The organism is Frateuria aurantia DSM 6220, from assembly GCF_000242255.2.
Classification (GTDB): Bacteria; Pseudomonadota; Gammaproteobacteria; order Xanthomonadales; family Rhodanobacteraceae; genus Frateuria; species Frateuria aurantia.
Genome location: NC_017033.1, coordinates 594,929 through 619,334, shown reverse-complemented (window position 1 = coordinate 619,334; position 24,406 = coordinate 594,929). Strand labels below are relative to the sequence as shown.

Here is a 24,406-nt window from a genome sequence, read left to right as displayed (position 1 = left end):
GGCGCCCATAAAAAAAGCCGCCAGGTGGGCTGGCGGCTTGGTGAGGATCTGTTGGAAACCTTCAGTTCAAGGTTTGTACCCACGCGCCGCCGCCGGCATGTCAAAGCCGGTAAACCAGAAATAATAAGGGCGGTAGCTGTGGGTCATGGCGGAGATATGTACCACAGCCGCCGGTGGCTTGGCTAGTCACCGCGACCTTGCGCCATCGTCTTTCCCGCTGTCCGGAGCATCGCCACTTCCGGCCCGGCCCGCTTTTGGTTATGTTCAGCCATCGTTTTTGATGGAGCCGCCGGGTGGCCCGACTCATCCCGCAACGCAGCACCTGCCTGACGCAGATGACCCAAGGCGAAAAGCGATTCTCCGAGCGGCTGGAACAGAAGCTCGAAGATGACTATCTGGTCTGGTATCGCGTGCCGATCGGCCCGCGCCAGCAACGTCCCGACTTCATCGTGCTGCATCCCCGCCGTGGCCTGCTGGTGCTGGAAGTCAAGGACTGGACCAGCGAAAGCATCGTCCAGGCCGACCGCCGGCAACTGGCCCTGAGCACTGCACGCGGCCTGATACGAGAGCCCAACCCCTTGCTGCAGGCCCATGCCCATGCCCAGGAGATCAAGGCGATTCTGGAGGCCGATCCGGCACTGCGGCAACCGACGGACAGCCGCGATGCCGGCCAGCTGATCATGCCCTGGGGCTATGGCGTGATCCTGCCGCGCATCGGCCGACAGCAGTTTGTCGAGGGTGGACTGGAGGCCGCGATGGCGGGGCACCGGGTGATCTGCCAGGATGAAATGCCCGAAACGGTGGAGCCCGAGGCCTTTCAGCAAAGGCTGTGGGCGATGTTCGGTCACAGCTTTCCGGTGGCCTTGAGCTATCCGCAGATCGAGAGGATCCGCTGGCATCTGTTCCCCGAGTTGCGGCTGACCTCGGCCGCAGGCCAGTTCGGCCTGTTCGGCGACGAGACGACGGCCGAGGCGGGTCCGCTGCAGATACCCGAACTGATCCGGGTGATGGATCAGCAGCAGGAGAGTCTGGCCCGCTCGCTGGGCGACGGCCATCGGGTGATCCACGGCGTGGCCGGCTCCGGCAAGACCATGATCCTGGGCTACCGCGCCATGCATCTGGCCCGCTCCCAGAACCGGCCCATCCTGGTGCTGTGCTACAACCCCGCCCTGGCCGCCCGGCTGCTGCATGTCGTGCGCCAGCGCGGCCTTGAAGATCGCATCAGCGTGTTCGATTTCCATCGCTGGTGCCAGGAAATGCTGGTGACCTACCACGTGCCGGTTCCTCGCCGGGATGGTGCCGATGATCGCCAGGCCTGGCCCGAAGCGGTCATCGCCGCGGTGGAGCGCGGGCAGATTCCGCGAGCGCAATACGGTGCGGTGCTGGTCGACGAGGGTCAGGATTTCGAGCCGGACTGGTATCGTCTGATCGTGCAGATGGTGGACCCGGCCAGCAAGTCGCTGCTGGTGTTCTACGACGATGCCCAGCCCGGTCGGGATTCGCCGGCCCGGCCTGCCTTCAGCTGGAAAAGCGTAGGCATCGAGGCCGCCGGCCACACCACCATTCTGAAACTCAATTACCGCAACACCCTGGAAATCCTGGCGGTGGCGCGTGACTTCGCGCAGACCCTGCTGCAAGGCGCAGCCGAGCCGGGTGGTGACAGCCTGGTCTCGACGGACAGTGCCGGTCGGCATGGTCCGCTGCCCGAATTGCTGCGCACCGCCGATGCCGCCGACGAAGCCCGCCAGCTGCTGCAGATGATCCGCCGGGAGCAGGCCGCCGGCAGACCTCTGAGCGCCATCGCGGTACTGACCCGCAGCACGGCGGACAGCCGCGACTGGCAGGGCCGGCTGGAAGCGGCCGGAATCTCCGCGCGGGTCGCCCATGAAACCGGTGGCAGCTCGCTGTATCTGGAAGGTGCCACCGTGAAGCTGGTGACCATGCAGGCCAGCAAGGGCCTGGAATTCCCGGTGGTGCTGATTCCGGGACTGGGCACCATGCCCGGCCCCGGCGAAGACGAGACCGAAGAGGCCCGGCGGCTGTACATTGCGATGACCCGCGCCAGTGAGCGGCTGATCATGCTGCATGATCGCGACTCGATCTTCAGCCGGCGGATCCGCCAGGCCATCAACCAGGTGCAGGAGCAGTTGGGATCCGGCGGCGGCTGATCGTATCCGGCCGTCGCTTGCGCGACGGCCGGATACTGTTTCACCAGATCTTGACCCGATCCGGGGGGGCCAGATACAGCGTCTGGCCCGGCTTGACGTGGAAGGCCGGATACCAGGCATCGATATTGCGCACGGTCAGGGCCCGGAATGCCGCCGGCGCATGCACGTCGGTGGCCAGACCCTGACGCAAGGCCTGCTCGCGCTCCTTGGAGCGCCAGGCCTGGGCAAAGGCCAGGAAGAAACGCTGATCGCCGCTCATCCCGCCCAGCACCGGTGCCGGCCGGTTCTGCAAGGCATGGTGATAGGCCAGCCAGGAAATGGTCAGACCGCTGACATCGGCGATGTTCTCGCCCAGGGTCTGCTGGCCGTTGACATGCAGGCCGGGCAATACCTGATAGGCATCATACTGACGGGCAAGCTTCTGGCTGGCGGCCCGGAAGTGCGCCTGATCGCTGGGCGTCCACCAGTTGGCCAGCTTGCCGTGCTCATCGAACTCGGCACCGGTATTGTCGAAACTGTGGCTGATCTCGTGACCGATGATGGCGCCGATGGCACCGTAGTTCGCGGCGGGATCGGCCTTCGGATCGAAGAACGGCGGCACCAGGATCGCGGCGGGGAAATTCAGCGCGTTCTGCAGCGGCAGGTTCACCGCATTCACGGTCTGCGGCGTCATCCACCATTCACCGCGATCGGCCGGCTTGCCCAGCTTGGCCAGCTGATGACGGTATTCGAAGGTCTCGGCACGCAGATGGTTGCCCAGGGCATCATCGGGCTTGATGGTCAGGCTCGCATAGTCACGCCAATGCTCGGGATAACCGACGCCCACTTTCAAGGTGGCGATCTTGGCCTTGGCATGCGCCCGGGTGGCCGGAGTCATCCAGTCCAGCGTGTCGATGCGGGCATCGAAGGCATGCAGCAGATTGCCGACCAGGGTCTGCACGGCCGCCTTGGACGAGGCCGGGAAGTACTTCTGCACATACAGCTGGCCGACCGCATCGCCCAGATCCGAGGACACCGCGTCGACGGCACGCTGGTCACGCGGCCGCTGCTGCGATACGCCGGACAAGGTCTTGCCGAAGAAACCGAAGGACAGGTCGGCATAGGTCTTCGGCAGCAGGTTCGCATTCCGGTTCAGAGCCTCGAACCACAGATACTGCTTCCAGGTCGCCACCGGCACCGAGGCCACCAGCGCCGACAGCTGCCTGATGGCCTGCGGCTGCCAGGCAGCCACGGCAGGCTGGGCATCCAGACCGGCCGCCTGGAAAAAGGCCGGCCAGTCGATGCCCGGGGCCTGCTGCGGGAAACTCGCCAGCGACCAGGGCGCGCTGACCGCATGGACATCCTGGCTCTGCACCAGGCTGACCTGAGCCTGGGCGATGCGGGTTTCCAAAGCCAGGACGCTTCGGGCCGTCGTGATCGGCTGCTCGACGCCGGCGGCCTTCAGCAACGCCGTCACATAGCCAAGATAAGCCTTGCGGACGGACTGCATCGCGGGCGTGGTACTGAGGTAATAGTCACGATCCGGCAGCCCCAGGCCGCCCTGCAGCAGATAGCCGAGCTCCTGCGATGGATTGCCAAGATTCTGGGCCACGAACAGGCCGAACAGGTGGCTGGTATGGAAATGGGTCGCATTGATGGGATCGACATCGGCCCGCAGCTGGCGGCCGAACAGTGCCGACAGCGAAGCCAGATCATGCACCGAATCGATCGCGGCACGCTCGGCCTGCAGGGGCTTGAGTCCGGCCTTCTCGATGGCGGCGGTGTCCATATAGGCCGCATAGCCGGCGGCAACCTTGCCGGCCGTGCTATCGACGGGCGCATGGGCCCTGGCGGCATCGCGCACCAGCTGGCCGGTGCGGCGCACCGATTCCTTGTACACATCCAGGAACACGCCGGTCATCGGATAGGCGGCGGGAATCTGCGCCGTCTTGCGCCATCCCCCATTGGCATAGGCTTCAAAATCATTGCCGGGCAGGATCTGCCTGTCCATGCCGGCGACATCGATGCCACCGACGCGCTCGACGGCTTGAGCCGCACCACTTGCCAGGCCCAGCGCGATCAGGACACTCAGGCCTTTGGCCATACCAGACTTCATCAATTCATCTCCAGATATTCAAACAGCGGCGAACCGGGCCCAGGTCGCATCCGGCCGCTCAGGAACTGCAGGACAGCATGCCGCAGCCTTCGCGGCTGGCAGCCCAGTCGGGACGTCGAGCCGCCCAGGCTTCACGGCCAGGCTGCTCGACATAGGGTTGGCGCAGCACGTCCAGCAAGTCACCGATGCCGGAAGAATCGCCCGCCTCGGCCTGCTCGATCACTTGCTGCACCAGATAATTGCGGGGGATATAACAGGGATTGGCCTGCTGCATGGCCTGCCACCGCGCTGCCTGCGGCCGCGTTTCATCCGCCAGCCGCTGCCGGTAGCGGGCCAGCCAGGTCGAGAGTCGTGCCATCGCATCTGCCGGTGCATCGGCATAAAACGCCGGGCTGAAATGCAGCAGGCTGTCCATCGCCGGATCGTGCCGGCTCAGCAGGCGGAACAGCAAGGTCATGTCCAGTCGCGCGGCCTCCATCACCTGCAGCAATTCGGCCATCAGCTCGGCATCGTCGTCCCGGTCATGCTCCAGCCCCAGCTTGGCCCGGATATTGGCCCGCTCCTGGAGTCTCCATTCATCGACAAAGGCATCCAGTGCCGCCTGCAGCGGCGCCATGTCGCCAAACAGCGAGGCCAGCGCCCCGGCCAGCCGGCCCAGATTCCAGTAGGCCACCGCCGGCTGCTGCTCGTAGCGATAGCGACGCTGGCCGGCATCGGTGGTGTTCGGGGTCCAGCGCGGATCGAACGGTTCCATCCAGCCGTAGGGACCGTAGTCCAGGCTCAGCCCCAGGATCGACATATTGTCGGTATTCATCACACCGTGCACGAAGCCGACCCGCTGCCAATGCATCACCATCACTGCCGTGCGACGACAGATCGTTTCGAACCAGGCCGCATAACGGGCCTCGCCATGACCGCTCAGCTCAGGAAAATCGCGGTCGATCACGAAATCCGCCAGCTGTCGCACCAGCGCCGTGTCACCGCGCGATGCAGGCAGCTCGAAATGCCCGAAGCGGACAAATGAAGGCGCCATCCGGCAGACGATGGCCAAGGGCTCACGTTGGGCCCTGCCGTCATAGAACATGTCACGCCACACGCTGTCGGTGCTGCCGACCAGGCTCAGCGCCCGGGTGGTAGGTACCCCCAGATGCTGCATCGCCTCGCTGCAGATGAATTCGCGGATCGAGGAGCGCAGCACCGCGCGTCCATCGGCGCTGCGCGAATACGGGGTCGGACCGGCACCTTTCAGTTGCAGTTCCCAGCGCCGGCCGTCGGCAACGACAGCCTCGCCCAGCGAAATCGCCCGTCCGTCGCCCAGCTGTCCGGCCCAATGGCCGAACTGATGGCCACCGTAATTGCTGGCCCAGGGCTCCATCCCTGACAGCAAGGCATTGCCGGACAAGGCCTGCAACCATTCGGGCGTTTGCAGCGCCGCCAGATCCAGCCCCAGCAGGGCGGCCGCATCGGCCGAGGCGGCCAGCCAGCGCGGCGCCTGGACACGGGTCGGCTGCACTCTTGAATACATTGCGCCCGCCACTTCACGCGGGGCCAGCTCGGCAAGAGGATCGGCCGGCAGCTCGCGCAGCCAGCGATTGTCGAATTCCAATCGGCTCATGCCTGCATTATGACATCCCTCGCGGTCGAGCTTGCGGCCGCCTCGTTGCCGCGTTCTGAAGGTTGGTTCACTGGCTGCGGACCGGCCTTGCGATAGAATCGGGCTTCCATGCCACACTGGCACCATGAGCACGCGCATGCCCTCTACTTCCGAGCCTTCCCCACTCGCCGCCCATGCCGAACGACTGACCGGGGTGCCTTTGCGCGAGCTGATCCAGGATCCGCAGCGCAATGAGGCCTTGCGACAGCGACTGGGTCCGCTGCTGCTGGATCTGTCGCGACAGTCACTGGATCTGCCGGCACTGCAAGCCCTGGGCGAAGATCTGGAAGCCAGCGGCTGGCAGGCAGCCCGCGAGGCGATGTTCAGCGGCGAGTCGATCAACCGCTCGGAAGGCCGGCCGGTGCTGCATACCGCACTGCGCGCCGCCGGTGCGGCCTTGCCTTCGCCGGCCCCGGCTGAAGTCCGCCGCGACATCGAACAGACCTTGCAGAAGGTCGAGCGTCTGGTCAGCGCCCTGCATGCCGGTGAAGGGGCCAGCTGCGGTCTGCCGACCACGGTCACCGACGTCGTCCATATCGGTATCGGCGGCTCCGACCTCGGGCCGCGACTCGCCGTGCATGCGCTGTCCCGTTATCGACGACCGCATACCCGCGTGCACTTTCTGACCAATGTCGACGGCCAGACCGTGCACGATCTGCTGGCCGGTCTGGATCCGCGGCGAACCCTGGTCATCATTGCGTCCAAAAGCTTCAACACCCAGGAAACGCTGCTCAACGCCAATGCGCTGCGCGACTGGATCGCCAGGGCCTATGACGGCAACGCCCGCAAGCTGGCCCGCCATTTTCTGGCCGTCACCGCCCGCCCCGAGGCCGCCCGCGCCTGGGGCGTGCCCGAATCCCATATCTATCCGATGTGGGACTATGTCAGCGGTCGCACTTCGTTGTGGTCGGCGGTCGGTCTGGTCGCCGCACTGGCCCTGGGCATGGAACACTTCCGGGCCATGCTGGCCGGTGCCGCACGGATGGATGATCATTTCCGAAGTACCGAATGGACGCAGAATCTGCCGGTGCTGCTGGCCCTGGTCGAGCACTGGAACCGCAATTTCAAAGGTTATGCCGGCCGTGCCGTGATCGCCTATGCCGACCTGCTGCGCGATCTCACGCCTTATCTGCAGCAGCTGGAAATGGAAAGTCTGGGCAAGCAGGTCGACCAAAATGGCCAGCCGCTGGCCGGGCGCGGTGGTGGCGTGGTCTGGGGCGGTGTCGGCACCAATGCGCAGCACGCCTATTTCCAGGCCTTGCACCAGGGCAGTGAGGTGATCCCGGTGGAATTCATCGCCCTGGTCCGGCCTGCCCACCCACTGCATGCCAACCATGATGCCCTGCTGTCCAATGTGCTGGGTCAGGCGGCATCGCTGGCACTGGGGCGCTCTGCTGCCGAAGTGCAGGCTGATCCCGAGCGAAGGCCCGAAGGCTTGAGTGCCGAAGCTCTGGCCGCCCAGCGCGTGCTGCCGGGCAACCGCCCCAGCACCATCATCCTGCTGGATGAACTCACACCGCAGTCACTGGGAAGCCTGATCGCCTTGTACGAACACAAGGTCTTCGTGCTCGCTCACTGGTGGGGACTGAACGCCTACGATCAGTGGGGCGTGGAGCCGGGCAAGGCACTGGCCCGCCAGATCGCCGCGGTACTGGATGCCGAGGCGATGGATCTGGAGGACTTCGATCCGGCCACCCGCGCCTTGATCCAGGAAATCCAGAGCCGGCGCGAAGGCTGAGTCTTCAGCGCGGACCGCCGCCACGCCGTGGCGGCAGTGGACGCACGGGCACCGCCGACTGGACTGCCTGCTGGCTCTGGTAGCGCTGCAGCAAGGCCCGCTGATTGGCCTCGTAGGTGCTTCGGCTGGCCGCGCCCGCCTGCTGCAGCTGACGCTGACTGGCCTGATTGTTCTGCAGTCGCTGCAACGACTGCTGGTTCATCTGCTGCTGCAATGCATTCTGCTGCAGCTGACGACTGAGCTGCTGCTGATCGACCTGCTGCCGGAACTGAAGCTGGCGACTTTCCAGCTGATAGCGCTGACTGAGTTGCTGTTGCTGGGAGCGCTGCTGCTGGGCCTGCAACTGGCGCAAGCCGTTGGCCGCCGGACTGGCCGACAGCGGTGCCGGCCGCAGCGTTTGCGGCAGAGCCAGAGCCAGCGTCGGCAGCAGACCGACCAGGGCCAGGGCCGACAGCGACAGCGACAGCGGAAAAAGACGATTGCAGTCTGGGATTTTCATGCCGTATCGCACCACGCGATGTCCTGAACAGGTGATCAGCATACGATGATCGCCATGAATCCCGTTTATCCTGTGCCCTGAATATGGGTACGTCGCCGACATCCACCGGCGCCTCCCTGCCGGATACGATTCACGCGTCGCGATCGCGGACCTTGCCATGACCGAACCTCAAAGCCTTGCCGGCATCATCGCCTGGCCCGACCCTCGCATCGAACTGCGGCATCTGCGCTATTTCCTGGTGGTGGCCGAGGAACTGCACTTCAGTCGTGCCGCCGAACGGCTGGGTCTGTCCCAGCCGCCGCTCAGCCAGCAGATCCGGCAGCTGGAATCCTGCCTGGGCGCGGCCCTGTTCACCCGCTCGCGGAGACGCGTCGAACTGACCGAGGCCGGACGGGTGCTGTATCCGCTGGCGCAGGATATTCTGCGCCGGATGGCTGGAGCCATCGATCAGGTGCACCGCGTCGAAAACGGGGAAATCGGCGAACTGCGGATCGGCTTCACCCGTTCGACCGCGCTATCGGCCGAATTGCCGCGATCCGTGCGCCGTCTGCGGCAACTCTACCCCGACCTGCAACTTCTGCTGCAGGAAATGAATTCGCTGCAACAGGTCGACGCGCTTGAGGATGGCCGTCTGGATGTCGGCATCATGCGACATGCCCCGCTGCCCCCCAGTCTGACCGCCAGCCATCTGCTCGATGACCCGCTGGTCGCCGTGCTGCGGGCGGATGATCCAGCCGTCCGGGAGCACCCCCTCGACCAGGCGCTGGACCTGCGCCAACTGGCCAAACGCCACTTCATCATGTTCGCCCGCAGCGTGGGTGCCGGCATCCACGACGATGTGCAGCAACTGTGTCAGCGCGCCGGCTTCCAGCCACTGATCATCCAGGAGGCCGGGGAGTCCAATACCATTCTGGCCCTGGTGGCCGCGGGGCTCGGGGTCTCGATCCTGCCGGCCTCCTATGCGCGGATCAGCACCGAAGAACTGCGCTTCGTCGCCATCGATGATCCTGCCTCGCGTTCAGGCATCCATATCGTGCATCGTCGTGAACATCGCATGCCGATGGTGACGCGCCTGGTCCGCCTGCTGACAGGAGACACCTCAAGCGAATCCCTTGGCCGGCCCGACACAGGACGCAGCGATCACCCCGCCTGATGCGCCCGCTGTTCTGTCGCCTTCAGACCGGCGATCAACGTCAGGGCGGCAAGCAGCAAGGCCGTCACCGCAGCCACCACCCCTGGCCAGCCAGCCCTTGCGTAACACCAGCCACCGGCGATGCCCAGCACGCTGGAGCCCAGGTAGTAGCTGAAAAGATACAGGGAGGCGGCCTGGGCCTTGGCCTTGCCTCCGCGCTGGCCGACCCAGGCGCTGACCGTCGAATGGCCGCCGAAAAAGCCGAACGTGATCGCCACGATGCCGATGGCGACCAGCAGCAGATGACTGCTCAGACTGATCCAGGCGCCGACCAGCATCATGCCCAGGGCTATCGCCAGCACCTTGGCACGCCCCAGGCGGCCCGCCAGACTGCCCATCCATGCCGAGCTGAAACTGCCGACCAGATAAACGCTGAAAATCAGGCCGGTCTCGGTCTGGCTGAGGTTGAAGGGCCCGGCCAGCAGGCGATAGCCGATGGTGCTGTAGATGGCCACGAACACGCCCAGCAGCAGAAAGCCCTCGGCGAACATGGCCAGCAGCGCCTTGTCCCGCAGCAGAGCACTCATCCGCTGCAGAAGGGGGCCCAGTTGCAATGGCTGGCGCTGATGATGGCGGGAATCCGGCAGCAGGCGACAGAACAGGATGGCCGAGGCCAGACCGATGGCTCCTACCGCGGCCAGTCCCATCCGCCAGCCCAAGGCATCGGCCACCAGCCCGGCGATCAGTCGTCCGCACATGCCGCCGATGGCGTTGCCACTGATATACAGCCCCATGCCCAGACCGATCGATTCGGGATGCATTTCCTCGGCGAGATAGGTCATGGCCACCGCCGGCAAGCCGCTCAGGGCCAGGCCCAGCAGGGTACGGATCAGCAGCAGACTGTGCCAGTCGGGCGCCACCGAAGACAGCAGGACCAGGCTGGCCGACGCGAGCAAGGACACCGCCATGACCGGCTTGCGCCCCAGTGCATCGGACACCGCGCCGGCAAACAGCATGGCCACCGCCAGCACGGCGGTGCTCAGCGACAGCGACAAGGCGCTGCCGGCGGCATCCACATGAAAATCGCGACTGAACTCCGGCATCAACGGCTGTACGCAATACAGCAGGCCGAAGGTGGCAAAACCTGCCGCGAACAAGGCGCGGCTGGTCCGGCCAAAGGCGCGGGTGCCATGACGCAGACGCAGATCCTGCGGACTCGAACTCGTCCGGGGCTCAGCGGAAAGTTCTTGCATGGACGGACTCGGCACTGACGGGAATAACCTTTATTTTACAAATATGATTGAGATGATCCATACAGCAAAAGATAGGCTGTGATATATCTCATATATAAGTTGAACTCTGACGCCCGGCAGCGGCTTGCATCACGCGCAGCGGCTCGCCAGAATCAGCGGTCACCCCGACCGGCCGTCAGCGGCCGCCAAGACTCTGCGATTGCTGCCCCTATGACCAAGCTATCCTCCAGCTACCGGGAGGTCCTGGCCGGGCTGACCACGTCCTTCGCCCTGGTACCCGAAAGCCTTGCCTTTGCCCTGGTGGCCCATCTCAATCCGCTGATGGGCCTGTATGGCGCCGCCATCATCTGCGGTCTGACCGCCGTACTGGGCGGCCGCCCCGGCATGATTTCCGGCGCGGCCGGTTCGATGGCCGTGGTGATCGTCGCCCTGGTGGTCAGCCATGGTCCCCAGTATCTGCTCGCCACCGTGGTCCTGGGTGGACTGCTGATGATGCTGTTCGGCCTGCTGCGGCTGGCCAGCCTGATCCGGATGGTGCCGCACCCGGTGATGCTGGGCTTCGTCAACGGGCTGGCCATCATCATCGCCATGGCCCAGCTCGATCACTTCAAGATCCGTGATGCCGGCGGTCTGCACTGGCTGCAAGGCTCGGCGCTGCTGATGATGCTGGTCCTGACCGCGACCACCATGCTGATCGTGTATCTGATCCCGAAAATCACTCGCCGGCTGCCACCGGCACTGATCGCCATCGTCGGCCTGGCCGTGGTCTGCAGCGCATTCCAGCTGCCGACCCGCCAGCTGGGCGATCTGGCCCATATCGCCGGCAACCTGCCCCGCCTGCACTGGCCGCAGGTGCCATGGGATCTGGCGACCCTGCGCATCATCACGCCTTACGCGGTGCTGATGGCGGTGGTCGGCCTGCTGGAAACGCTGCTCACCCTGCGGGTGACCCAGGAAATCACCGCCACCGGCAGCCAGCCCAACCGTGAATGCATCGCGCTGGGCGCCGCCAATATCAGCTCCGGCCTGCTGGGCGGCATGGGTGGTTGCGCCATGATCGGCCAGACCATGATCAATCTCGGTTCCGGTGGCCGCGGCCGTCTGTCCGGTCTGGTCTGCGGAGTGATGATCATGCTCTATATCGTGGCCCTGTCCCCCCTGATCGAGAAGATTCCGTTGGCCGCTCTGGCCGGGGTGATGTTCGTGGTGGCCCAGCAGACCTTCGCCTGGGCTTCGCTGCGGCAGCTGGGCCGGATTCCGCTCAGCGATGCCGTGGTCATCATCGCGGTCACCACCATCACGGTCTGGACCGATCTGGCCATCGCCGTGGTCTGCGGAGTGATCCTGTCGGCACTCAGCTTCGCCTGGCAGCAGGCTGGTCATCTCCATGCCCGTCGCGAGGAAGCGGCCGGGCATACCGATTATCATCTCGGCGGCCTGCTGTTCTTCGCCTCCGCCGATGGCTTTCTGGCCCTGTTCGAACTGGATCGCGATGCCGCCGTGATCCGCCTCGACTGCCAGCACCTGCAACTGGTCGGCCAGTCAGCCACTGCAGCCCTGGAAACCCTGCAGCAGCGCTGTCTGGATCGCGGCAAACGCTTGCAGCTGGTCGGCCTCAGTGCCGGTCAGCGCCATTTGCTGCGTCATCATCCGGAACTGGTCGGGGCCTGAGCCTGACCTGACCAACAGCCATGCTGACAGGACCGCCGGCAGGCCTCGGCTATACTCCCCGGGTGTGCCCTGATCGCGGGCCGGAGAGCCGGCCTGCACGGACTTGATCCCTCATCTGGAGGTTGCTGCATGAGTTCTTTACGGGAAAAAAAAGCCTGGAAGGCGTTGACCGAACACCACCCTTCCATCGCCTCGAAGCATCTGCGCGATCTGTTTGCCGCTGACCCCGACCGCGCCGAGCGCTATACCCTGGAAGCGGTCGGCCTGCGCCTGGACTATTCCAAGCATCGCATCGACGACGACAGCTTGAATCATCTGTTTGCGCTGGCCCGCGAAAGCGACCTGGAAGCGAAGCGCGATGCCCTGCTGTCCGGGGCCAAGGTCAATGTCACCGAGCATCGTGCCGCCTTGCATACCGCACTGCGCGCACCGGCCGACGCCCATATCGAGGTGGACGGCAAGAACGTGGTTCCCGAAGTCCAGGCCACCCTGCGCCAGATGGAGACCTTTGCCGAGGCCATCCGCAGCCAGCAGTGGAAGGGCTTCAGCGGCAAGCCGATCCGTCATATCGTCAATATCGGCATCGGCGGCTCCGACCTGGGGCCGGTGATGGTCTGCCAGGCCCTGCGCCATTACAGTGACCAGCGCCTGCAGCTGCGCTTCGTGTCCAATGTCGACGACACCGACTTCGCCGAAGCGGTGCGCGATCTGGATCCGGCCGAAACCCTGTTTGTCGTCGCTTCCAAGACCTTCACCACCCAGGAGACGATGACCAACGCCCACACGGCGCGTGACTGGTTGCTGCAGGCTGCCGGCGGCAAGATCGAAGCCGTCGCCCGCCATTTCGTGGCCTTGTCTACCAACGCTGACGCCGTGACCGGGTTCGGCATTTCCACCGACCAGATGTTCGGCTTCTGGGACTGGGTCGGTGGGCGTTATTCCGTGGATTCGGCCATCGGCCTGTCCATCATGCTGGCGATCGGACCGGCCCGGTTCCGCGAATTCCTGGCCGGCTTCCATGCCATGGACGAGCACTTCCGTCACGCTCCGCTGGAGCGGAACCTGCCGGTGATCATGGGGCTGCTGAATGTCTGGTACACCAATTTCTTCGGCACCCAGACCGTAGCCGTGCTGCCTTACGAGCAGTATCTGAGCCGTTTCCCGGCTTATCTGCAGCAGCTGACCATGGAGTCCAACGGCAAGCGCGTCACCGCCGAAGGCGTCACCGTCGACTATGACACCGGCCCGATCTTCTGGGGCGAACCGGGGACCAATGGCCAGCACTCGTTCTATCAGCTGATCCACCAGGGGACTCGCCTGATCCCCTGCGATTTCATCGCCTTCGCCGAATCGCTGAATCCGCTGGGCAAGCACCATGACCTGCTGATCGCCAATGTGATCGCCCAGGCCGAGGCGCTGGCCTTCGGCAAGACGGCCGACGAGGTCAAGGCCGAAGGTACCCCTGCCGAACTGGTGCCGCACAAGGTATTCGAAGGCAATCGCCCCTCCAGCCTGCTGCTGGCCGAGAAGCTGACCCCGGCGCTGCTGGGCAGTCTGATCGCGCTGTACGAGCACAGCGTGTTCACCCAGGCCACGATCTGGGGCATCGATCCCTTCGACCAGTGGGGTGTCGAGCTGGGCAAGCAGCTGGCCAGGACCGTGGCCGCCGAGTTCGACGGCGACGAGGCCGAGCTGAAGCATGACAGCTCCACCAATGCCGCCATCCGCTGGTATCGGCAGCACCGCCGACCGGTCTGAGCGCCCCTCGTGATGCCCCGGAGCCGGGGCATCACGGCCACACCAGCTCCGGCTCGCGTCGTTGCGCGCCCCTTTCCGGACGTACGCCGACTTGCGACACCCGAGAGCGAACGGTTAGCGTTAGGACATGACTGTCGCCTTCGACACCCCCATCGCCAGCCCCGCCGCCGGGCCGGTTCCCGCCTGGCATGCCGAGCTGCGACTGCGCTTCGAAACCCGGGGTGGTCAGACCCGCGCCGCCGAGCGTCGCCACAGCGGACCGCTGCGCATCCAGAAACTGCTTTATCCGCAGGGACCGACCTGCTGCCATGGCTTGCTGCTGCATCCGCCGGGCGGCATTGCCGGCGGCGATCAGTTGCGACTGGATATTCGCCTGGGCGATCAGGCCCATGTCTTGCTGACCACGCCGGGAGCCGGCAAGTGGTACCGCAGCGTCTACGCCGAGGCGCTGCAGACCATCCACCTCGAGCTGGAAGGCCGCAGCTGTCTGGAATGGCTGCCGCAGGAAACCCTGCTGTTCCAGGGGGCCCGGGCCCGCCAGCGGCTGCAGGTCAGCCTGGATCGGGACAGCCGATGGCTGAGCTGGGACATCGTCCAGCTGGGCCGCCTCGCTGCCGGCGAGCACTGGTCGCAGGGCCGCTGGGCCCAGCAGATACGGATCCAGCGCGAGGGTCTGGATGTCTGGCGCGAACAGGCCGAATTCGAAGCCGATGCCGGCCTCCGCCACTCTCCGCTGGGCCTGGCCGGCCACGCGGTATTTGCCACCATCTGGGTCTGCGGTCCGCAACTGACCGCCGCCCCCGAAGCTGCTCTGGCAGCGGCTCGGGGCGTTGTGCCGGAAGCCGGGACGCTGTTCGCGGCCACCTGGCTGCAGGCTCCGGCGGAGCTGCTGGTGATCAGGGTGCTGGGACATGATTGCAGCCGCGTGCGTAGCCTGTGCGAGCGCTTGTGGCATACCATGCGGCCCTGGATCTGCGAGTTGCCGCCGCAACGGCCGCGGATCTGGAATACCTGAGGCTGCCCGGGAGATCGCCATGGAACTGAGTCCGCGAGAGAAAGACAAGCTGCTGATCTTCACCGCGGCCCTGGTCGCCGAGCGCCGCAAGGCCCGCGGCCTGAAGCTGAACTATCCCGAAGCAGTCGCCTATATCAGTGCGGCCATCATGGAAGGTGCCCGTGACGGGCGCAGCGTCGCCGACCTGATGCATTTCGGCACCACCCTGCTGCAACCGGACGATGTCATGGACGGCATCGCCGCCATGCTGCCGGAGATCCAGGTCGAGGCTACCTTTCCCGATGGCAGCAAGCTGGTCACCGTACATGCCCCGATCGGCTGATCAGACCCTCGGCCGGGCTCCACCGCCTCTGTCGGACGGTATACATTAGCTCGTATCCCTGTCCGTATGATCCGGAGGTCGTGTTGAACCAGCCAGTATGTCTCGTCATGCCATCCGCCATGATGGCGATCGCACCGGCCCGGTCTGCAGGCCGGCCGGTCCGCCCCTCTGCCGCCCGCCGGGTGGACCGATGATTCCGGGCGAGCTGCTGGTGGAACCGGGCGAGATCGAGCTGAATGTCGGCCGCCAGCGTTGCCGGCTGTCGGTCGCCAATACCGGCGACCGACCGGTGCAGGTCGGCTCGCACTATCATTTTTTCGAGGTCAACGCGGCCCTGCGCTTTGATCGCGAACAGGCCCGCGGCTTTCGTCTGGACATCCCCGCCGGTACCGCGGTGCGTTTCGAGCCGGGCCAGCACCGCGAAGTCGAGCTGGTCGCCCTGGCCGGTGATCGCATCGTCTATGGCTTCACTGCGGCCGTGATGGGAGCCCTGGCATGAGCCGCCTTGATCGAATCGCCTATGCCGAGATGTATGGCCCCACCGTGGGCGACCGGGTACGGCTGGCCGATACGGCGCTGATGGTCGAGGTCGAACGCGACTTCACGATCCATGGCGAAGAGGTGAAGTTCGGTGGCGGCAAGGTGATCCGCGACGGTATGGGGCAGAGTCAGCGGCACAGTGCCGACTGCGCCGACACGGTGATCACCAATGCCTTGATCATCGACCACTGGGGCATCGTCAAAGCCGATGTCGGCCTCAAACATGGCCGCATCAGCGGCATCGGCAAGGCCGGAAATCCGGACATCCAGCCCGGCGTCAGCATCGTGATCGGCCCGGGTACCGAAATCATTGCCGGCGAAGGCCTGATCCTGACGGCCGGCGGCATCGATACCCATATCCATTTCATCGCGCCGCAACAGATCGAAGAGGCACTGATGTCCGGCATCACCACCATGATCGGCGGCGGCACCGGACCGGCCACGGGCACCAAGGCCACCACCTGCACCCCCGGCCCCTGGCACCTGCAGCGCATGCTGGAGGCGGCCGAGGCCTTCCCGATGAATCTGGGCTTTCTGGGCAAGGGCAATGCCAGCCTGACCGGCGCCTTGCACGAACAGGTCGAGGCCGGCGCGGTCGGCCTGAAACTGCACGAGGACTGGGGTACCACCCCGGCAGCCATCGACGCGGCCCTGCAGGTGGCCGAAGCCACCGACACCCAGGTCGCGATCCATACCGATACGCTCAATGAATCGGGCTTCGTGGAAACCACGCTGGCCGCCTTCAAGGGCCGCGCCATCCACACCTACCATACCGAAGGCGCCGGCGGCGGCCATGCCCCGGACATCATCAAGGCAGCCTCGCTGTCCAACGTGCTGCCCAGCTCGACCAATCCGACCCGGCCGTTCACGGTCAATACGGTGGACGAACATCTGGACATGCTGATGGTCTGTCACCATCTGGATCCGGCGATTGCCGAAGATGTCGCCTTTGCCGAAAGCCGGATCCGTCGCGAGACCATCGCCGCCGAAGATATCCTGCATGACATCGGCGCCTTTTCGATGATCAGCTCCGATTCCCAGGCCATGGGCCGGGTCGGCGAGGTGATCACCCGCACCTTCCAGACCGCGCACAAGATGAAGGTCCAGCGCGGCGCCCTGGCCCCGGATACCGCCCGACATGACAATTTCAGGGTCAAACGCTATCTGGCCAAGATCACCATCAACCCGGCGATCACCCATGGCATCGCCCATGAGGTGGGCTCGGTCGAAGTCGGAAAATGGGCCGACCTGGTGCTGTGGAAACCGGCCTTCTTCGGCGTGAAGCCGGCCCTGATCCTGAAAGGTGGCAGCATCGCGGCCGCGCCGATGGGTGATCCCAATGCCTCGATCCCGACCCCGCAGCCGGTGCATTACCGGCCGATGTTTGCCAGCTACGGCCGCAGTCTCACCGCCAGCTCGCTGACCTTTGTCTCCCAGCTGGCTCTGGATCAAGGTCTGGGCGAGCGGCTGCATCTGGACAAGCCGCTGGTCGCGGTCCGTCGCTGTCGTGACATCGGCAAGCAGGACATGGTCCACAACGATGCCTGTCCGGACATCCGCGTGGACCCGCAGACCTATGTTGTCGTCGCCGATGGCGAACCGCTGTGGTGCGAGCCGGCCACCGAGCTGCCGATGGCACAGCGCTATTTCCTGTTCTGAAAAAGACGATGGCCGGTGCTGCCGCCGGATCCGCTCGTGTCGGCCGGTGCCGGACCGATGCGCCGGCCCCGCAAAGTAACGGGCCTGCCGTCATGCCGATGCACCGCTCAAACGGCAAGCCTGCTTTCCGACAGGACACGCCCCGGCGCGCGGTGAGCTCGCGGGTGGCACGGCCTGCGTCGCGGCCTCGGACATGCAGACAACGATCTACAGCACCGATGAGCCGGAGACGCTCTTGAGATGGCCGGCAAAACTGGCCACTATCAGACCATGAGCCGCTCCCTGCCACCGGATGCCAGCCCGGCCTTGCTGCGCGTGAGCCACCATCAGGTCGCTGCCGACACGGCGATCCAGGCCAGCCCTCTGGCCCTGCCGCTGGCCGCCCGCCAGCGCAGCCGATTGCGCTGGCGACTGCCGGACCGGCGCGAAATCGCCTGGGTCCTGCCTGCCGGCACCCGCCTGCAGCCCGGTGACCTGCTGATCATCGACGCCGGACAGCGCTTCCGTATCGAGGCGGCCACCGAACATGTGCTGCGCATCCGGGCCGATACGCCGCAGGCCCTGGCCCGCGCGGCCTATCATCTGGGCAACCGCCACGTTCCGGTCGAGGTCGGCCGCGATTATCTGGCAATCGAGCCCGACCCGGTACTGCGCGACATGCTGGATCAGCTCGGCGTACACTGCCAGGCCATGCAGGCCCCCTTCCAGCCCGAGCACGGCGCCTATGGCGGCGGTCACCGCCATGGTCACGAGGCCAGCTTCAAGGAAGACTATGCGCTGGCCCAGGCCTTGTTTGTCAGCCATCAGGCCGAGCATCCATGAACCCGGCCATGGCTGACCCGCGTGCCGGCTGGCTGCAACTGGCTTCCGCGACCCTGCCGGTCGGCGCCTTCAGTCACTCGCTGGGGATGGAGGCGGCCATCGAGGCCGGCCAGCTGGCCGATGCGGGACAGGCCGAAGCCTGGATCGCGGACTTTCTGCAATGGGTCTGGGCGCCGAGCGAAGCGGTGTACTGGCTGGCCATGCATCAGGCCTGGACGGATCGCGATGATGGCCGCATCGAGGATCTGAACCGCCAGGTCGCCGTGACCCGGGAAACCGCCGAACTGCGCCTGGAAAGCGAGCAGACCGGACGTTCCCTGCGACAGTGGCTGCTGGCCCTGCCGCAGACCCCGGGACTCGGCCGCTGGCATCGGCAGCGGCTGGAAGCCCTGGAACCGGCCAGCTGGATCAGCGTGCATGCCTGTGCCGCCGTGGCGCTGGGACTGAATGCCGACGACGCTCTTTATGCGCTGGGCTGGAGCCTGCTGGAGAGTCTGGTGGCCGCCGCCGTGCGACTGGTCCCTCTGGGACAAGTCGCCGGTCAGGCCATTCTGCGCCGCCAGGCGCTGGATCTGCCTCGCCTGCTGGCCGCGGCCCAGGCTGTCCAGAGTGGACAGGCACTCAATTTCGCACCGATGCTGGCCATTCTGTCGGCCGGTCATGAAACCCAATACTCAAGGTTGTTCCGCTCATGAATCACAGCACCCGCCAGAATCCGCTGCCGCCACTGCGTGTCGGTATCGGCGGTCCCGTCGGATCCGGCAAGACCACCCTGCTGGAAATGCTGTGCAAGCGCATGCGCGATGACCACGACCTGGTGGTGATCACCAACGACATCTATACCAAGGAGGATCAACGCCTGCTGACCGTGGCCGGCGCGCTGGAACCCGAACGTATCATGGGCGTGGAAACCGGCGGCTGCCCGCATACCGCCATCCGCGAAGATGCCTCGATCAATCTGGACGCGATCGAACGGATGAGCCGGATCTATCCTGAAGCCGACATCATCTTCATCGAATCGGGCGGCGACAATCTGGCGGCCACGTTTTCGCCCGAGCTGGTCGACCTGACCATCTATGTGATCGATGTCGCCGGTGGCGAGAAAGTCCCGCGCAAGGGTGGCCCCGGCATCACCCGTTCGGATCTGCTGGTGATCAACAAGATCGATCTGGCGCCTTATGTCGGTGCTTCGCTGGAGATCATGCAGCGCGACGCGCAGGCCATGCGTGGCGCGCGCCCTTTCGTGATGACCGATCTACCCCGCCAGCAGGGTCTGGATCAGGTGATCCGCTTTATCGAGCGCCAAGGTCTGCTGCAGGACTGAGCCGGCCCGGATCGCGCCCGGGGACGAGGCGACACGACATTCCATAGTCCATGACTATGGAAATCATCATGACAATCGAATTCAAAGACAGGCTTTCAGCGATTAGTCTCGAATTATCAAGCCAACAGCCAAGCAGCCAGGAGCGAAGATGAGCGACGAACGCAAAATACTGACCACCGATGCCGGTGCCGCGATCCCCGACAACCAGAACAGTCTGACCGCCGGTGCGCGCGGGCCGCTGCTGGTACAGGATCACCAGCTCTTCGAAAAGCATGCCCACTTCAATCGCGAGCGCATCCCCGAGCGCGTGGTGCATGCCAAGGGCTCGGCCGCCTTCGGCACGCTCACCATCACCCAGGACATCAGCCGCTACACCCGCGCGGCCGTGCTGCAGCAAGGCGTGCAGACCCCGATGCTGGCCCGCTTCTCGACCGTCGCCGGCGAGCGCGGTGCCGCGGATGCCGAGCGTGACGTGCGCGGCTTCGCCCTGAAGTTCTATACCAGCGAAGGCAACTGGGATCTGGTCGGCAACAATACTCCGGTGTTCTTCGTCCGCGATCCGTTCAAGTTCCCGGACTTCATCCACACCCAGAAACGCGATCCGCGCAACAATATGCGCAGCAATACCGCGCAATGGGACTTCTGGTCGCTGTCGCCGGAATCGCTGCACCAGGTCACCATCCTGATGAGCGACCGCGGCCTGCCCGCCAGCCTGCGCCACATGCATGGCTTCGGCAGCCATACCTACAGTCTGATCAATGCCGGCAATGAAAGGGTCTGGGTGAAGTTCCACTTCAAGACCCGCCAGGGCATCAGAAACTGGACCAATGCCACCGCGAATGCCGCCATCGGCGAAGATCGCGAAACCCATCAGCGGGACTTGTTCGACAGCATCGAAAAAGGCGACTTCCCCAAATGGGGCGTCTATATCCAGGTGATGAGCGAAACCCAGGCCGCCGAGCTGCCTTACAACCCCTTCGACCTGACCAAGGTCTGGTCGCAAAAAGAGTTCCCGCTGATCGAAGTCGGCGAGTTCGAGCTCAATCGCAACCCGGACAATTATTTCGCCGAAGTCGAGCAGGCCAGCTTCTCGCCGGCCAACGTCGTTCCAGGCATCGCACACAGCCCCGACAAGATGCTGCAGTTCCGCATTTTCTCCTATGCCGATGCAGCCCGTTACCGGCTCGGCATCAATCACGACCAATTGCCGGTCAACCAGCCACGCTGCCCGGTGCACAATTACTACAGGGACGGCCAGATGCGCTTCGGCGACAATGCCAAGGGCGCCGTCAACTACGAGCCAAACTCGTTTGGCGGTCCGGTCGAGGATCCCTCAGTGAAAGAGCCGCCCCTGCCGCTGGAAGGTGCCGCCGATCGATACGACCATCGCGTTGACAGCGACTACTACAGCCAGCCCGGAGCCCTGTTCCGACTGATGGACGACGGGCAGAAGCAGCAGCTGTTCGACAATATCGCGGGCGCCATGGCCGGTGTTCCGGACTTCATCATCGAGCGCCAGCTGGGGCATTTCGAGAAAGCCGACCCCGCCTATGCCGCCGGCGTCCGCAAGGCCTTGACCAAAGCCACCGGCTGATCAGCCCGAAGCGGAAAAACCAAGGGCCGGAAGTCCATGCTTCCGGCCCTTGCATGGCTCGAATGAGGAATCAGGCTCCGGACTCAAAAAGCCGCCTGACCGGTCGAAGCCGTGGTACCGCCATCCACCGGAAGATTCACGCCATTGATGAAAGCGGCATCGTCACTGGCCAGGAACAGGATTGCCGCCGCGATATCGTCCGGCTTGGCCAGCCGCTTCATAGGCACCCGCGCCACCATCCGCTCGACGAAGTCCTTGTCCTCGCGCCGCTCGGCGGTCATCGGCGTTTCCACCACCGAAGGACATACCGAATTGGTGCGCACGCCATCGGCGCCATGGTCCAGCGCCAGCGTCCGGGTCAGATTGACCACCGCGCCCTTGCTGACATTGTAGTAGGCGGTATTCCAGTCACCGCCAAGTCCCGAGACGGAGGCGGTGTTGACGATCGCGCCACGGGTCTTGATCAGATGCGGCAGCGCGGCCCGCGAGAGAAACAGCGGTCCATCGATATTCACCGCCGAAATCAGTCGCCAATCGGCCTCGGAGCCTTCCAGTACCGTTCCGGGAGCCGATACACCGGCATTGTTGACCAGAATATCCAGACGACCGAATTTTTCAATCGCGAAGCGGACCACACCCTCGACCTGATCGATCTTCGAGACATCCGCCTCGTGACAGGCCGTGCGCTCGGCCGGCAGACTGTCGGCGACCGCCTTGATCTTGTCCAGGTGATGGCCGACCAGCACCACGCTGGCCCCCTCGGCCGACAACCGGCGTACCGCAGCTTCGCCGATGCCAGAACCGCAGCCCGTCACCACCGCGACCTTGCCGGCGAAGCGATCTTTGAAAACGGTCATACGCACACTCTCCCATGGTTGCAGAGGCCGGGACCAGACATCCCGGCAGACAATGGCGCCACACGCTCCGCTTAGAAATTCAGACCTCGGTCCGGGCCTTGAACTGGCGGATCTGGCGCCGGGAACGTTTGTCCGGTCGCGCGGACAGCCGCAGACCGCCACCTTCCAGGCGACGCTGCTCCTTGAGGATTTCACGAGCCGCGATACTGGCTTCGCTTTCACGGTACAAGCCCTGGGCCACCGGGGCGGGCCCGCGCACGGCGGCAAGATGCAGCACTTCCAGCTCCAGCCGTTCCTCGCCGCGTGTCACCTTCAGACGATCACCGATGGCGACCTGTCGTGAGGGCTTGCAGCGCTGATCGTTGAGATCGACCTTGCCGCCGTCAACGGCCTGTTTGGCCAGGCTGCGGGTACGAAACATCCGCGCCGCCCACAACCAGACATCAAGACGCACTTCCTGCACGTCGGACTCCGACTGCCCGGCATCGACCAGACGACTCAAAGATCATGCCCCCGAACCGGCAGGCAGCCGGCGGCGCGAATCAGCTCGGCGACCACCTGGCCGGCCTGCTCATCGACAAAGCTGTAATCGACACTGACCGAGCCACGGCCACCGCCGCCGGCCACCGTGACGGCGTCCACCGTATTGAAGGCGCGCACGAAACGCGTCCCGGGGAACTCTGCCTGCGAATAGCGGGCCACTCCTGCGGCCTTGGCCTTGCCGGCAATGGCGCCGTCACGGAACAGGTAAGCATTGTCGGCATCGATCAGAATCTTGCCCTTGAGCTGTTCGCCATATTGCTTGGCGATCCCCGGTTCGGCCTTGTAGGGCACCGCCAGCATCACGATCTGGCTGCGGGCGATGGCATCACTGACCGAGGCGGCGCTGGCCTGCGGACCGGCTTGCTTGACAAGGTCCCCCAGCTGCTCGGGGTGACGCGAAGAGAAAATGACATGATAGCCGGCCTTGGCCCACAAGCTGCCCCAGGCACTGCCGACCTGGCCGGCACCGATGATGCCGATGGTCGGTTTCGGTGCGGCGTTCGCCGCCGTCTGCGCCGCGACCGGCAACACGGCCAAGGTCATCAATCCGGCCAGCGCGATCAGAAGCTTGCGCCGGGCAGGCAGCAACGGGGATGGAAACAAAGGCGAAGGCATGCGGTGCTCCTGGCTTGTAACGATCCAAAGGGTCCGATGGCATCCAGCATACACGCCCGGCGAGACATCCCCAAACCGCCAGCCGACGTCGGCCACAGGCCATGTTCAGGTCAGGCCGCCCCAGCCTGTGCCTGGCAGAGGTCAGCCCAAGGCCATATTCCACAGCGGGATGGTGGCCAGCGACAACAGGATACCTGCTCCCAGCATGGTATTGGCCAAGGGCGGCTCCAGCCCGTACTGGTCGGCAATGATGGCGGCCGTGATCATCGGTGCCATCGCCGCCTGCAGAACGCTTGCTGCCAGCATGGTACCGTGAATACCGCAGAGTCGTGCCAGCAGCAGGCCTGCCAGCGGTGCCAGCAGCATCTTCCAGCTCAGGCCGACAAAAGCCGGCAGCAACTCGTGCCGCTGCGGGCGAAGCTGCAACTGCATGCCTACCGAGAACAAGGCCAAGGGCGTCAGGGTGGACCCGATGACGTGCAGCATGGCATCGATCATGGATGGCCAGCCGCCTGCCATGCCAACCATGATCGCCAGCAGCAAGGCCAGAAAAGGCGGAAAGCCGAACACCCTCCGGGCCAGCTGGGCAGCGGTGACTTTCCGTCCGGCATGCAACGAAGCAATCACGATGCCCAGTGTCGCCAGCGCAGCGAAGCTGCCTACCTGATCAGCGACCACGCCAAGCGACAGGCCTTCCTGTCCACGCAACGCCTGCAGCATGGGATAGCCCATGAACGAGGTATTGCCGATGCCGCCGACCAGCACCAAGGCGCCGATCCGATGCCGGGACCAGCCCAAAGCGCGCCCCAGAAGGCTCATCACCAGCCAGGCCCCCAGCAGCTCCAGCCACATCAGGGCCGGCGGGAACCACAGCTGAGGATCGAAACGGACCCGGGGCAGCAATTGCAGGACCAGGGCCGGCAAGGCGATATTGACCACCCACCAGTTCAGCGCCGGCACCATCCCGGCCGGCGGTCGGGCCACCCGCGAAACGACGGCCCCCAAGGCCAGACAGACCAGCAACAACAACAAGGCAGACATGATATCCAGTGACTCGGGCAAAAGGATCTGGCAGGCAAGCCATGCAATGAGCGGCCACGCCATCCCGGAGGCAGGGGTACACTGTCGGACGGCGCCTTCCCTGCGC

Annotated in this window: 21 protein-coding genes; 13 read left to right on the top strand and 8 right to left on the bottom strand. The window is 64.9% G+C overall.

Annotation, left to right across the window (positions count from 1 at the left end):
- Nucleotides 1–293 precede the first annotated feature (293 nt).
- Nucleotides 294–2,168 (top strand): 3'-5' exonuclease, encoded by a 1,875-nt coding sequence (locus tag FRAAU_RS02715; protein ID WP_014402037.1) that lies wholly within the window; start codon nucleotides 294–296, stop codon nucleotides 2,166–2,168.
- A 40-nt stretch (nucleotides 2,169–2,208) separates the two neighbouring features.
- Here the strand turns inward: FRAAU_RS02715 and FRAAU_RS02710 are convergent, their stop codons facing one another.
- Both FRAAU_RS02710 and FRAAU_RS02705 read right to left on the bottom strand, forming a co-directional pair.
- Complete coding sequence (locus FRAAU_RS02710; protein WP_014402036.1) at nucleotides 2,209–4,263, bottom strand: M13 family metallopeptidase; 2,055 nt, start codon at nucleotides 4,261–4,263, stop codon at nucleotides 2,209–2,211.
- Between the two features lie 58 nt (nucleotides 4,264–4,321).
- The gene (locus tag FRAAU_RS02705) at nucleotides 4,322–5,878 is read right to left on the bottom strand and encodes a protein adenylyltransferase SelO (RefSeq protein ID WP_014402035.1); all 1,557 of its coding nucleotides are present in this window, start codon (nucleotides 5,876–5,878) and stop codon (nucleotides 4,322–4,324) included.
- Nucleotides 5,879–6,014: 136 nt separating this feature from the next.
- On the opposite strand from FRAAU_RS02705, the gene pgi (FRAAU_RS02700) reads away from it, so the two are divergent.
- Nucleotides 6,015–7,655: a glucose-6-phosphate isomerase gene (pgi, locus tag FRAAU_RS02700; protein WP_014402034.1), complete on the top strand. Its 1,641-nt coding sequence runs from the start codon at nucleotides 6,015–6,017 to the stop codon at nucleotides 7,653–7,655.
- Between the two features lie 4 nt (nucleotides 7,656–7,659).
- On the opposite strand, the gene FRAAU_RS02695 is transcribed toward pgi (FRAAU_RS02700), so the two are convergent.
- Nucleotides 7,660–8,154 (bottom strand): hypothetical protein, encoded by a 495-nt coding sequence (locus FRAAU_RS02695; RefSeq protein WP_156803311.1) that lies wholly within the window; start codon nucleotides 8,152–8,154, stop codon nucleotides 7,660–7,662.
- A 157-nt stretch (nucleotides 8,155–8,311) separates the two neighbouring features.
- Between FRAAU_RS02695 and FRAAU_RS02690 the strand changes: the two genes are divergently transcribed.
- Nucleotides 8,312–9,307, top strand: a complete 996-nt coding sequence (locus tag FRAAU_RS02690; protein WP_014402032.1) for a LysR substrate-binding domain-containing protein — start codon at nucleotides 8,312–8,314, stop codon at nucleotides 9,305–9,307.
- Here the strand turns inward: FRAAU_RS02690 and FRAAU_RS02685 are convergent.
- A complete protein-coding gene (locus FRAAU_RS02685; RefSeq protein ID WP_014402031.1) occupies nucleotides 9,295–10,539 on the bottom strand; it encodes an MFS transporter in 1,245 nt (414 codons plus the stop codon). The two genes, FRAAU_RS02690 and FRAAU_RS02685, sit on opposite strands and share 13 nt — an antisense overlap.
- A gap of 210 nt (nucleotides 10,540–10,749) precedes the next feature.
- Here FRAAU_RS02685 and FRAAU_RS02680 point away from each other — a divergent pair, with 210 nt between their 5' ends.
- From FRAAU_RS02680 to FRAAU_RS02635, 10 genes are all read left to right on the top strand, one after another.
- Nucleotides 10,750–12,210, top strand: a complete 1,461-nt coding sequence (locus FRAAU_RS02680) for a SulP family inorganic anion transporter (protein WP_014402030.1) — start codon at nucleotides 10,750–10,752, stop codon at nucleotides 12,208–12,210.
- Between the two features lie 129 nt (nucleotides 12,211–12,339).
- Complete coding sequence (gene pgi, locus FRAAU_RS02675; protein WP_014402029.1) at nucleotides 12,340–13,968, top strand: glucose-6-phosphate isomerase; 1,629 nt, start codon at nucleotides 12,340–12,342, stop codon at nucleotides 13,966–13,968.
- 127 nt (nucleotides 13,969–14,095) lie between these two features.
- Nucleotides 14,096–14,983 carry an urease accessory protein UreD gene (locus tag FRAAU_RS02670; RefSeq protein ID WP_014402028.1) on the top strand — a complete coding sequence of 296 codons (888 nt, stop codon included), beginning with the start codon at nucleotides 14,096–14,098 and terminating at the stop codon, nucleotides 14,981–14,983.
- A 19-nt stretch (nucleotides 14,984–15,002) separates the two neighbouring features.
- Nucleotides 15,003–15,305, top strand: a complete 303-nt coding sequence (gene ureA / locus FRAAU_RS02665; protein ID WP_014402027.1) for an urease subunit gamma — start codon at nucleotides 15,003–15,005, stop codon at nucleotides 15,303–15,305.
- A gap of 190 nt (nucleotides 15,306–15,495) precedes the next feature.
- Nucleotides 15,496–15,804 (top strand): urease subunit beta, encoded by a 309-nt coding sequence (locus FRAAU_RS02660; protein ID WP_014402026.1) that lies wholly within the window; start codon nucleotides 15,496–15,498, stop codon nucleotides 15,802–15,804.
- Nucleotides 15,801–17,504: an urease subunit alpha gene (gene ureC, locus FRAAU_RS02655; RefSeq protein WP_014402025.1), complete on the top strand. Its 1,704-nt coding sequence runs from the start codon at nucleotides 15,801–15,803 to the stop codon at nucleotides 17,502–17,504. The genes FRAAU_RS02660 and ureC overlap by 4 nt, the downstream gene beginning before the upstream one ends.
- 240 nt (nucleotides 17,505–17,744) lie before the next feature.
- The gene (ureE, locus tag FRAAU_RS02650; protein ID WP_014402024.1) at nucleotides 17,745–18,326 is read left to right on the top strand and encodes an urease accessory protein UreE; all 582 of its coding nucleotides are present in this window, start codon (nucleotides 17,745–17,747) and stop codon (nucleotides 18,324–18,326) included.
- A gap of 8 nt (nucleotides 18,327–18,334) precedes the next feature.
- Nucleotides 18,335–19,021 carry an urease accessory protein UreF gene (locus FRAAU_RS02645; RefSeq protein WP_041270334.1) on the top strand — a complete coding sequence of 229 codons (687 nt, stop codon included), beginning with the start codon at nucleotides 18,335–18,337 and terminating at the stop codon, nucleotides 19,019–19,021.
- Nucleotides 19,018–19,650, top strand: coding sequence for an urease accessory protein UreG (ureG, locus tag FRAAU_RS02640; RefSeq protein ID WP_014402022.1), 633 nt, complete (start codon nucleotides 19,018–19,020; stop codon nucleotides 19,648–19,650). The genes FRAAU_RS02645 and ureG overlap by 4 nt, the downstream gene beginning before the upstream one ends.
- A gap of 148 nt (nucleotides 19,651–19,798) precedes the next feature.
- Nucleotides 19,799–21,244 (top strand): catalase, encoded by a 1,446-nt coding sequence (locus FRAAU_RS02635; RefSeq protein WP_014402021.1) that lies wholly within the window; start codon nucleotides 19,799–19,801, stop codon nucleotides 21,242–21,244.
- A gap of 83 nt (nucleotides 21,245–21,327) precedes the next feature.
- Here FRAAU_RS02635 and budC read toward each other — a convergent pair whose 3' ends face one another.
- The 4 genes from budC to FRAAU_RS02615 all read right to left on the bottom strand — a co-directional run bounded on the left by budC (nucleotide 21,328) and on the right by FRAAU_RS02615 (nucleotide 24,300).
- Entirely contained in the window at nucleotides 21,328–22,101 is a 774-nt protein-coding gene (budC, locus tag FRAAU_RS02630; protein WP_014402020.1) for a meso-2,3-butanediol dehydrogenase, read from the bottom strand.
- Between the two features lie 79 nt (nucleotides 22,102–22,180).
- On the bottom strand, nucleotides 22,181–22,603 hold the full coding sequence (locus FRAAU_RS02625; RefSeq protein WP_014402019.1) for an RNA-binding S4 domain-containing protein: 423 nt from the start codon (nucleotides 22,601–22,603) through the stop codon (nucleotides 22,181–22,183).
- A complete protein-coding gene (locus FRAAU_RS02620) occupies nucleotides 22,600–23,259 on the bottom strand; it encodes an NADPH-dependent F420 reductase (protein ID WP_014402018.1) in 660 nt (219 codons plus the stop codon). The genes FRAAU_RS02625 and FRAAU_RS02620 overlap by 4 nt, the downstream gene beginning before the upstream one ends.
- Before the next feature lie 141 nt (nucleotides 23,260–23,400).
- Nucleotides 23,401–24,300 carry an AEC family transporter gene (locus FRAAU_RS02615; RefSeq protein ID WP_014402017.1) on the bottom strand — a complete coding sequence of 300 codons (900 nt, stop codon included), beginning with the start codon at nucleotides 24,298–24,300 and terminating at the stop codon, nucleotides 23,401–23,403.
- Nucleotides 24,301–24,406 lie beyond the last annotated feature (106 nt).

Bases quoted from the DNA above. Each gene is read 5' to 3' on its own strand.
- pgi (WP_014402034.1), top strand. From the start codon at position 6,015: ATGCCCTCTACTTCCGAGCCTTCCCCACTCGCCGCCCATGCCGAACGA.
- FRAAU_RS02695 (WP_156803311.1), bottom strand. From the start codon at position 8,154: ATGAAAATCCCAGACTGCAATCGTCTTTTTCCGCTGTCGCTGTCGCTG.
- FRAAU_RS02615 (WP_014402017.1), bottom strand. From the start codon at position 24,300: ATGTCTGCCTTGTTGTTGTTGCTGGTCTGTCTGGCCTTGGGGGCCGTC.
- FRAAU_RS02660 (WP_014402026.1), top strand. From the start codon at position 15,496: ATGATTCCGGGCGAGCTGCTGGTGGAACCGGGCGAGATCGAGCTGAAT.
- FRAAU_RS02710 (WP_014402036.1), bottom strand. From the start codon at position 4,263: ATGAAGTCTGGTATGGCCAAAGGCCTGAGTGTCCTGATCGCGCTGGGC.
- pgi (WP_014402029.1), top strand. From the start codon at position 12,340: ATGAGTTCTTTACGGGAAAAAAAAGCCTGGAAGGCGTTGACCGAACAC.
- FRAAU_RS02670 (WP_014402028.1), top strand. From the start codon at position 14,096: ATGACTGTCGCCTTCGACACCCCCATCGCCAGCCCCGCCGCCGGGCCG.
- FRAAU_RS02680 (WP_014402030.1), top strand. From the start codon at position 10,750: ATGACCAAGCTATCCTCCAGCTACCGGGAGGTCCTGGCCGGGCTGACC.
- ureE (WP_014402024.1), top strand. From the start codon at position 17,745: ATGGCCGGCAAAACTGGCCACTATCAGACCATGAGCCGCTCCCTGCCA.
- budC (WP_014402020.1), bottom strand. From the start codon at position 22,101: ATGACCGTTTTCAAAGATCGCTTCGCCGGCAAGGTCGCGGTGGTGACG.
- ureA (WP_014402027.1), top strand. From the start codon at position 15,003: ATGGAACTGAGTCCGCGAGAGAAAGACAAGCTGCTGATCTTCACCGCG.
- FRAAU_RS02685 (WP_014402031.1), bottom strand. From the start codon at position 10,539: ATGCAAGAACTTTCCGCTGAGCCCCGGACGAGTTCGAGTCCGCAGGAT.
- ureG (WP_014402022.1), top strand. From the start codon at position 19,018: ATGAATCACAGCACCCGCCAGAATCCGCTGCCGCCACTGCGTGTCGGT.
- ureC (WP_014402025.1), top strand. From the start codon at position 15,801: ATGAGCCGCCTTGATCGAATCGCCTATGCCGAGATGTATGGCCCCACC.
- FRAAU_RS02620 (WP_014402018.1), bottom strand. From the start codon at position 23,259: ATGCCTTCGCCTTTGTTTCCATCCCCGTTGCTGCCTGCCCGGCGCAAG.
- FRAAU_RS02635 (WP_014402021.1), top strand. From the start codon at position 19,799: ATGAGCGACGAACGCAAAATACTGACCACCGATGCCGGTGCCGCGATC.
- FRAAU_RS02690 (WP_014402032.1), top strand. From the start codon at position 8,312: ATGACCGAACCTCAAAGCCTTGCCGGCATCATCGCCTGGCCCGACCCT.
- FRAAU_RS02705 (WP_014402035.1), bottom strand. From the start codon at position 5,878: ATGAGCCGATTGGAATTCGACAATCGCTGGCTGCGCGAGCTGCCGGCC.
- FRAAU_RS02645 (WP_041270334.1), top strand. From the start codon at position 18,335: ATGGCTGACCCGCGTGCCGGCTGGCTGCAACTGGCTTCCGCGACCCTG.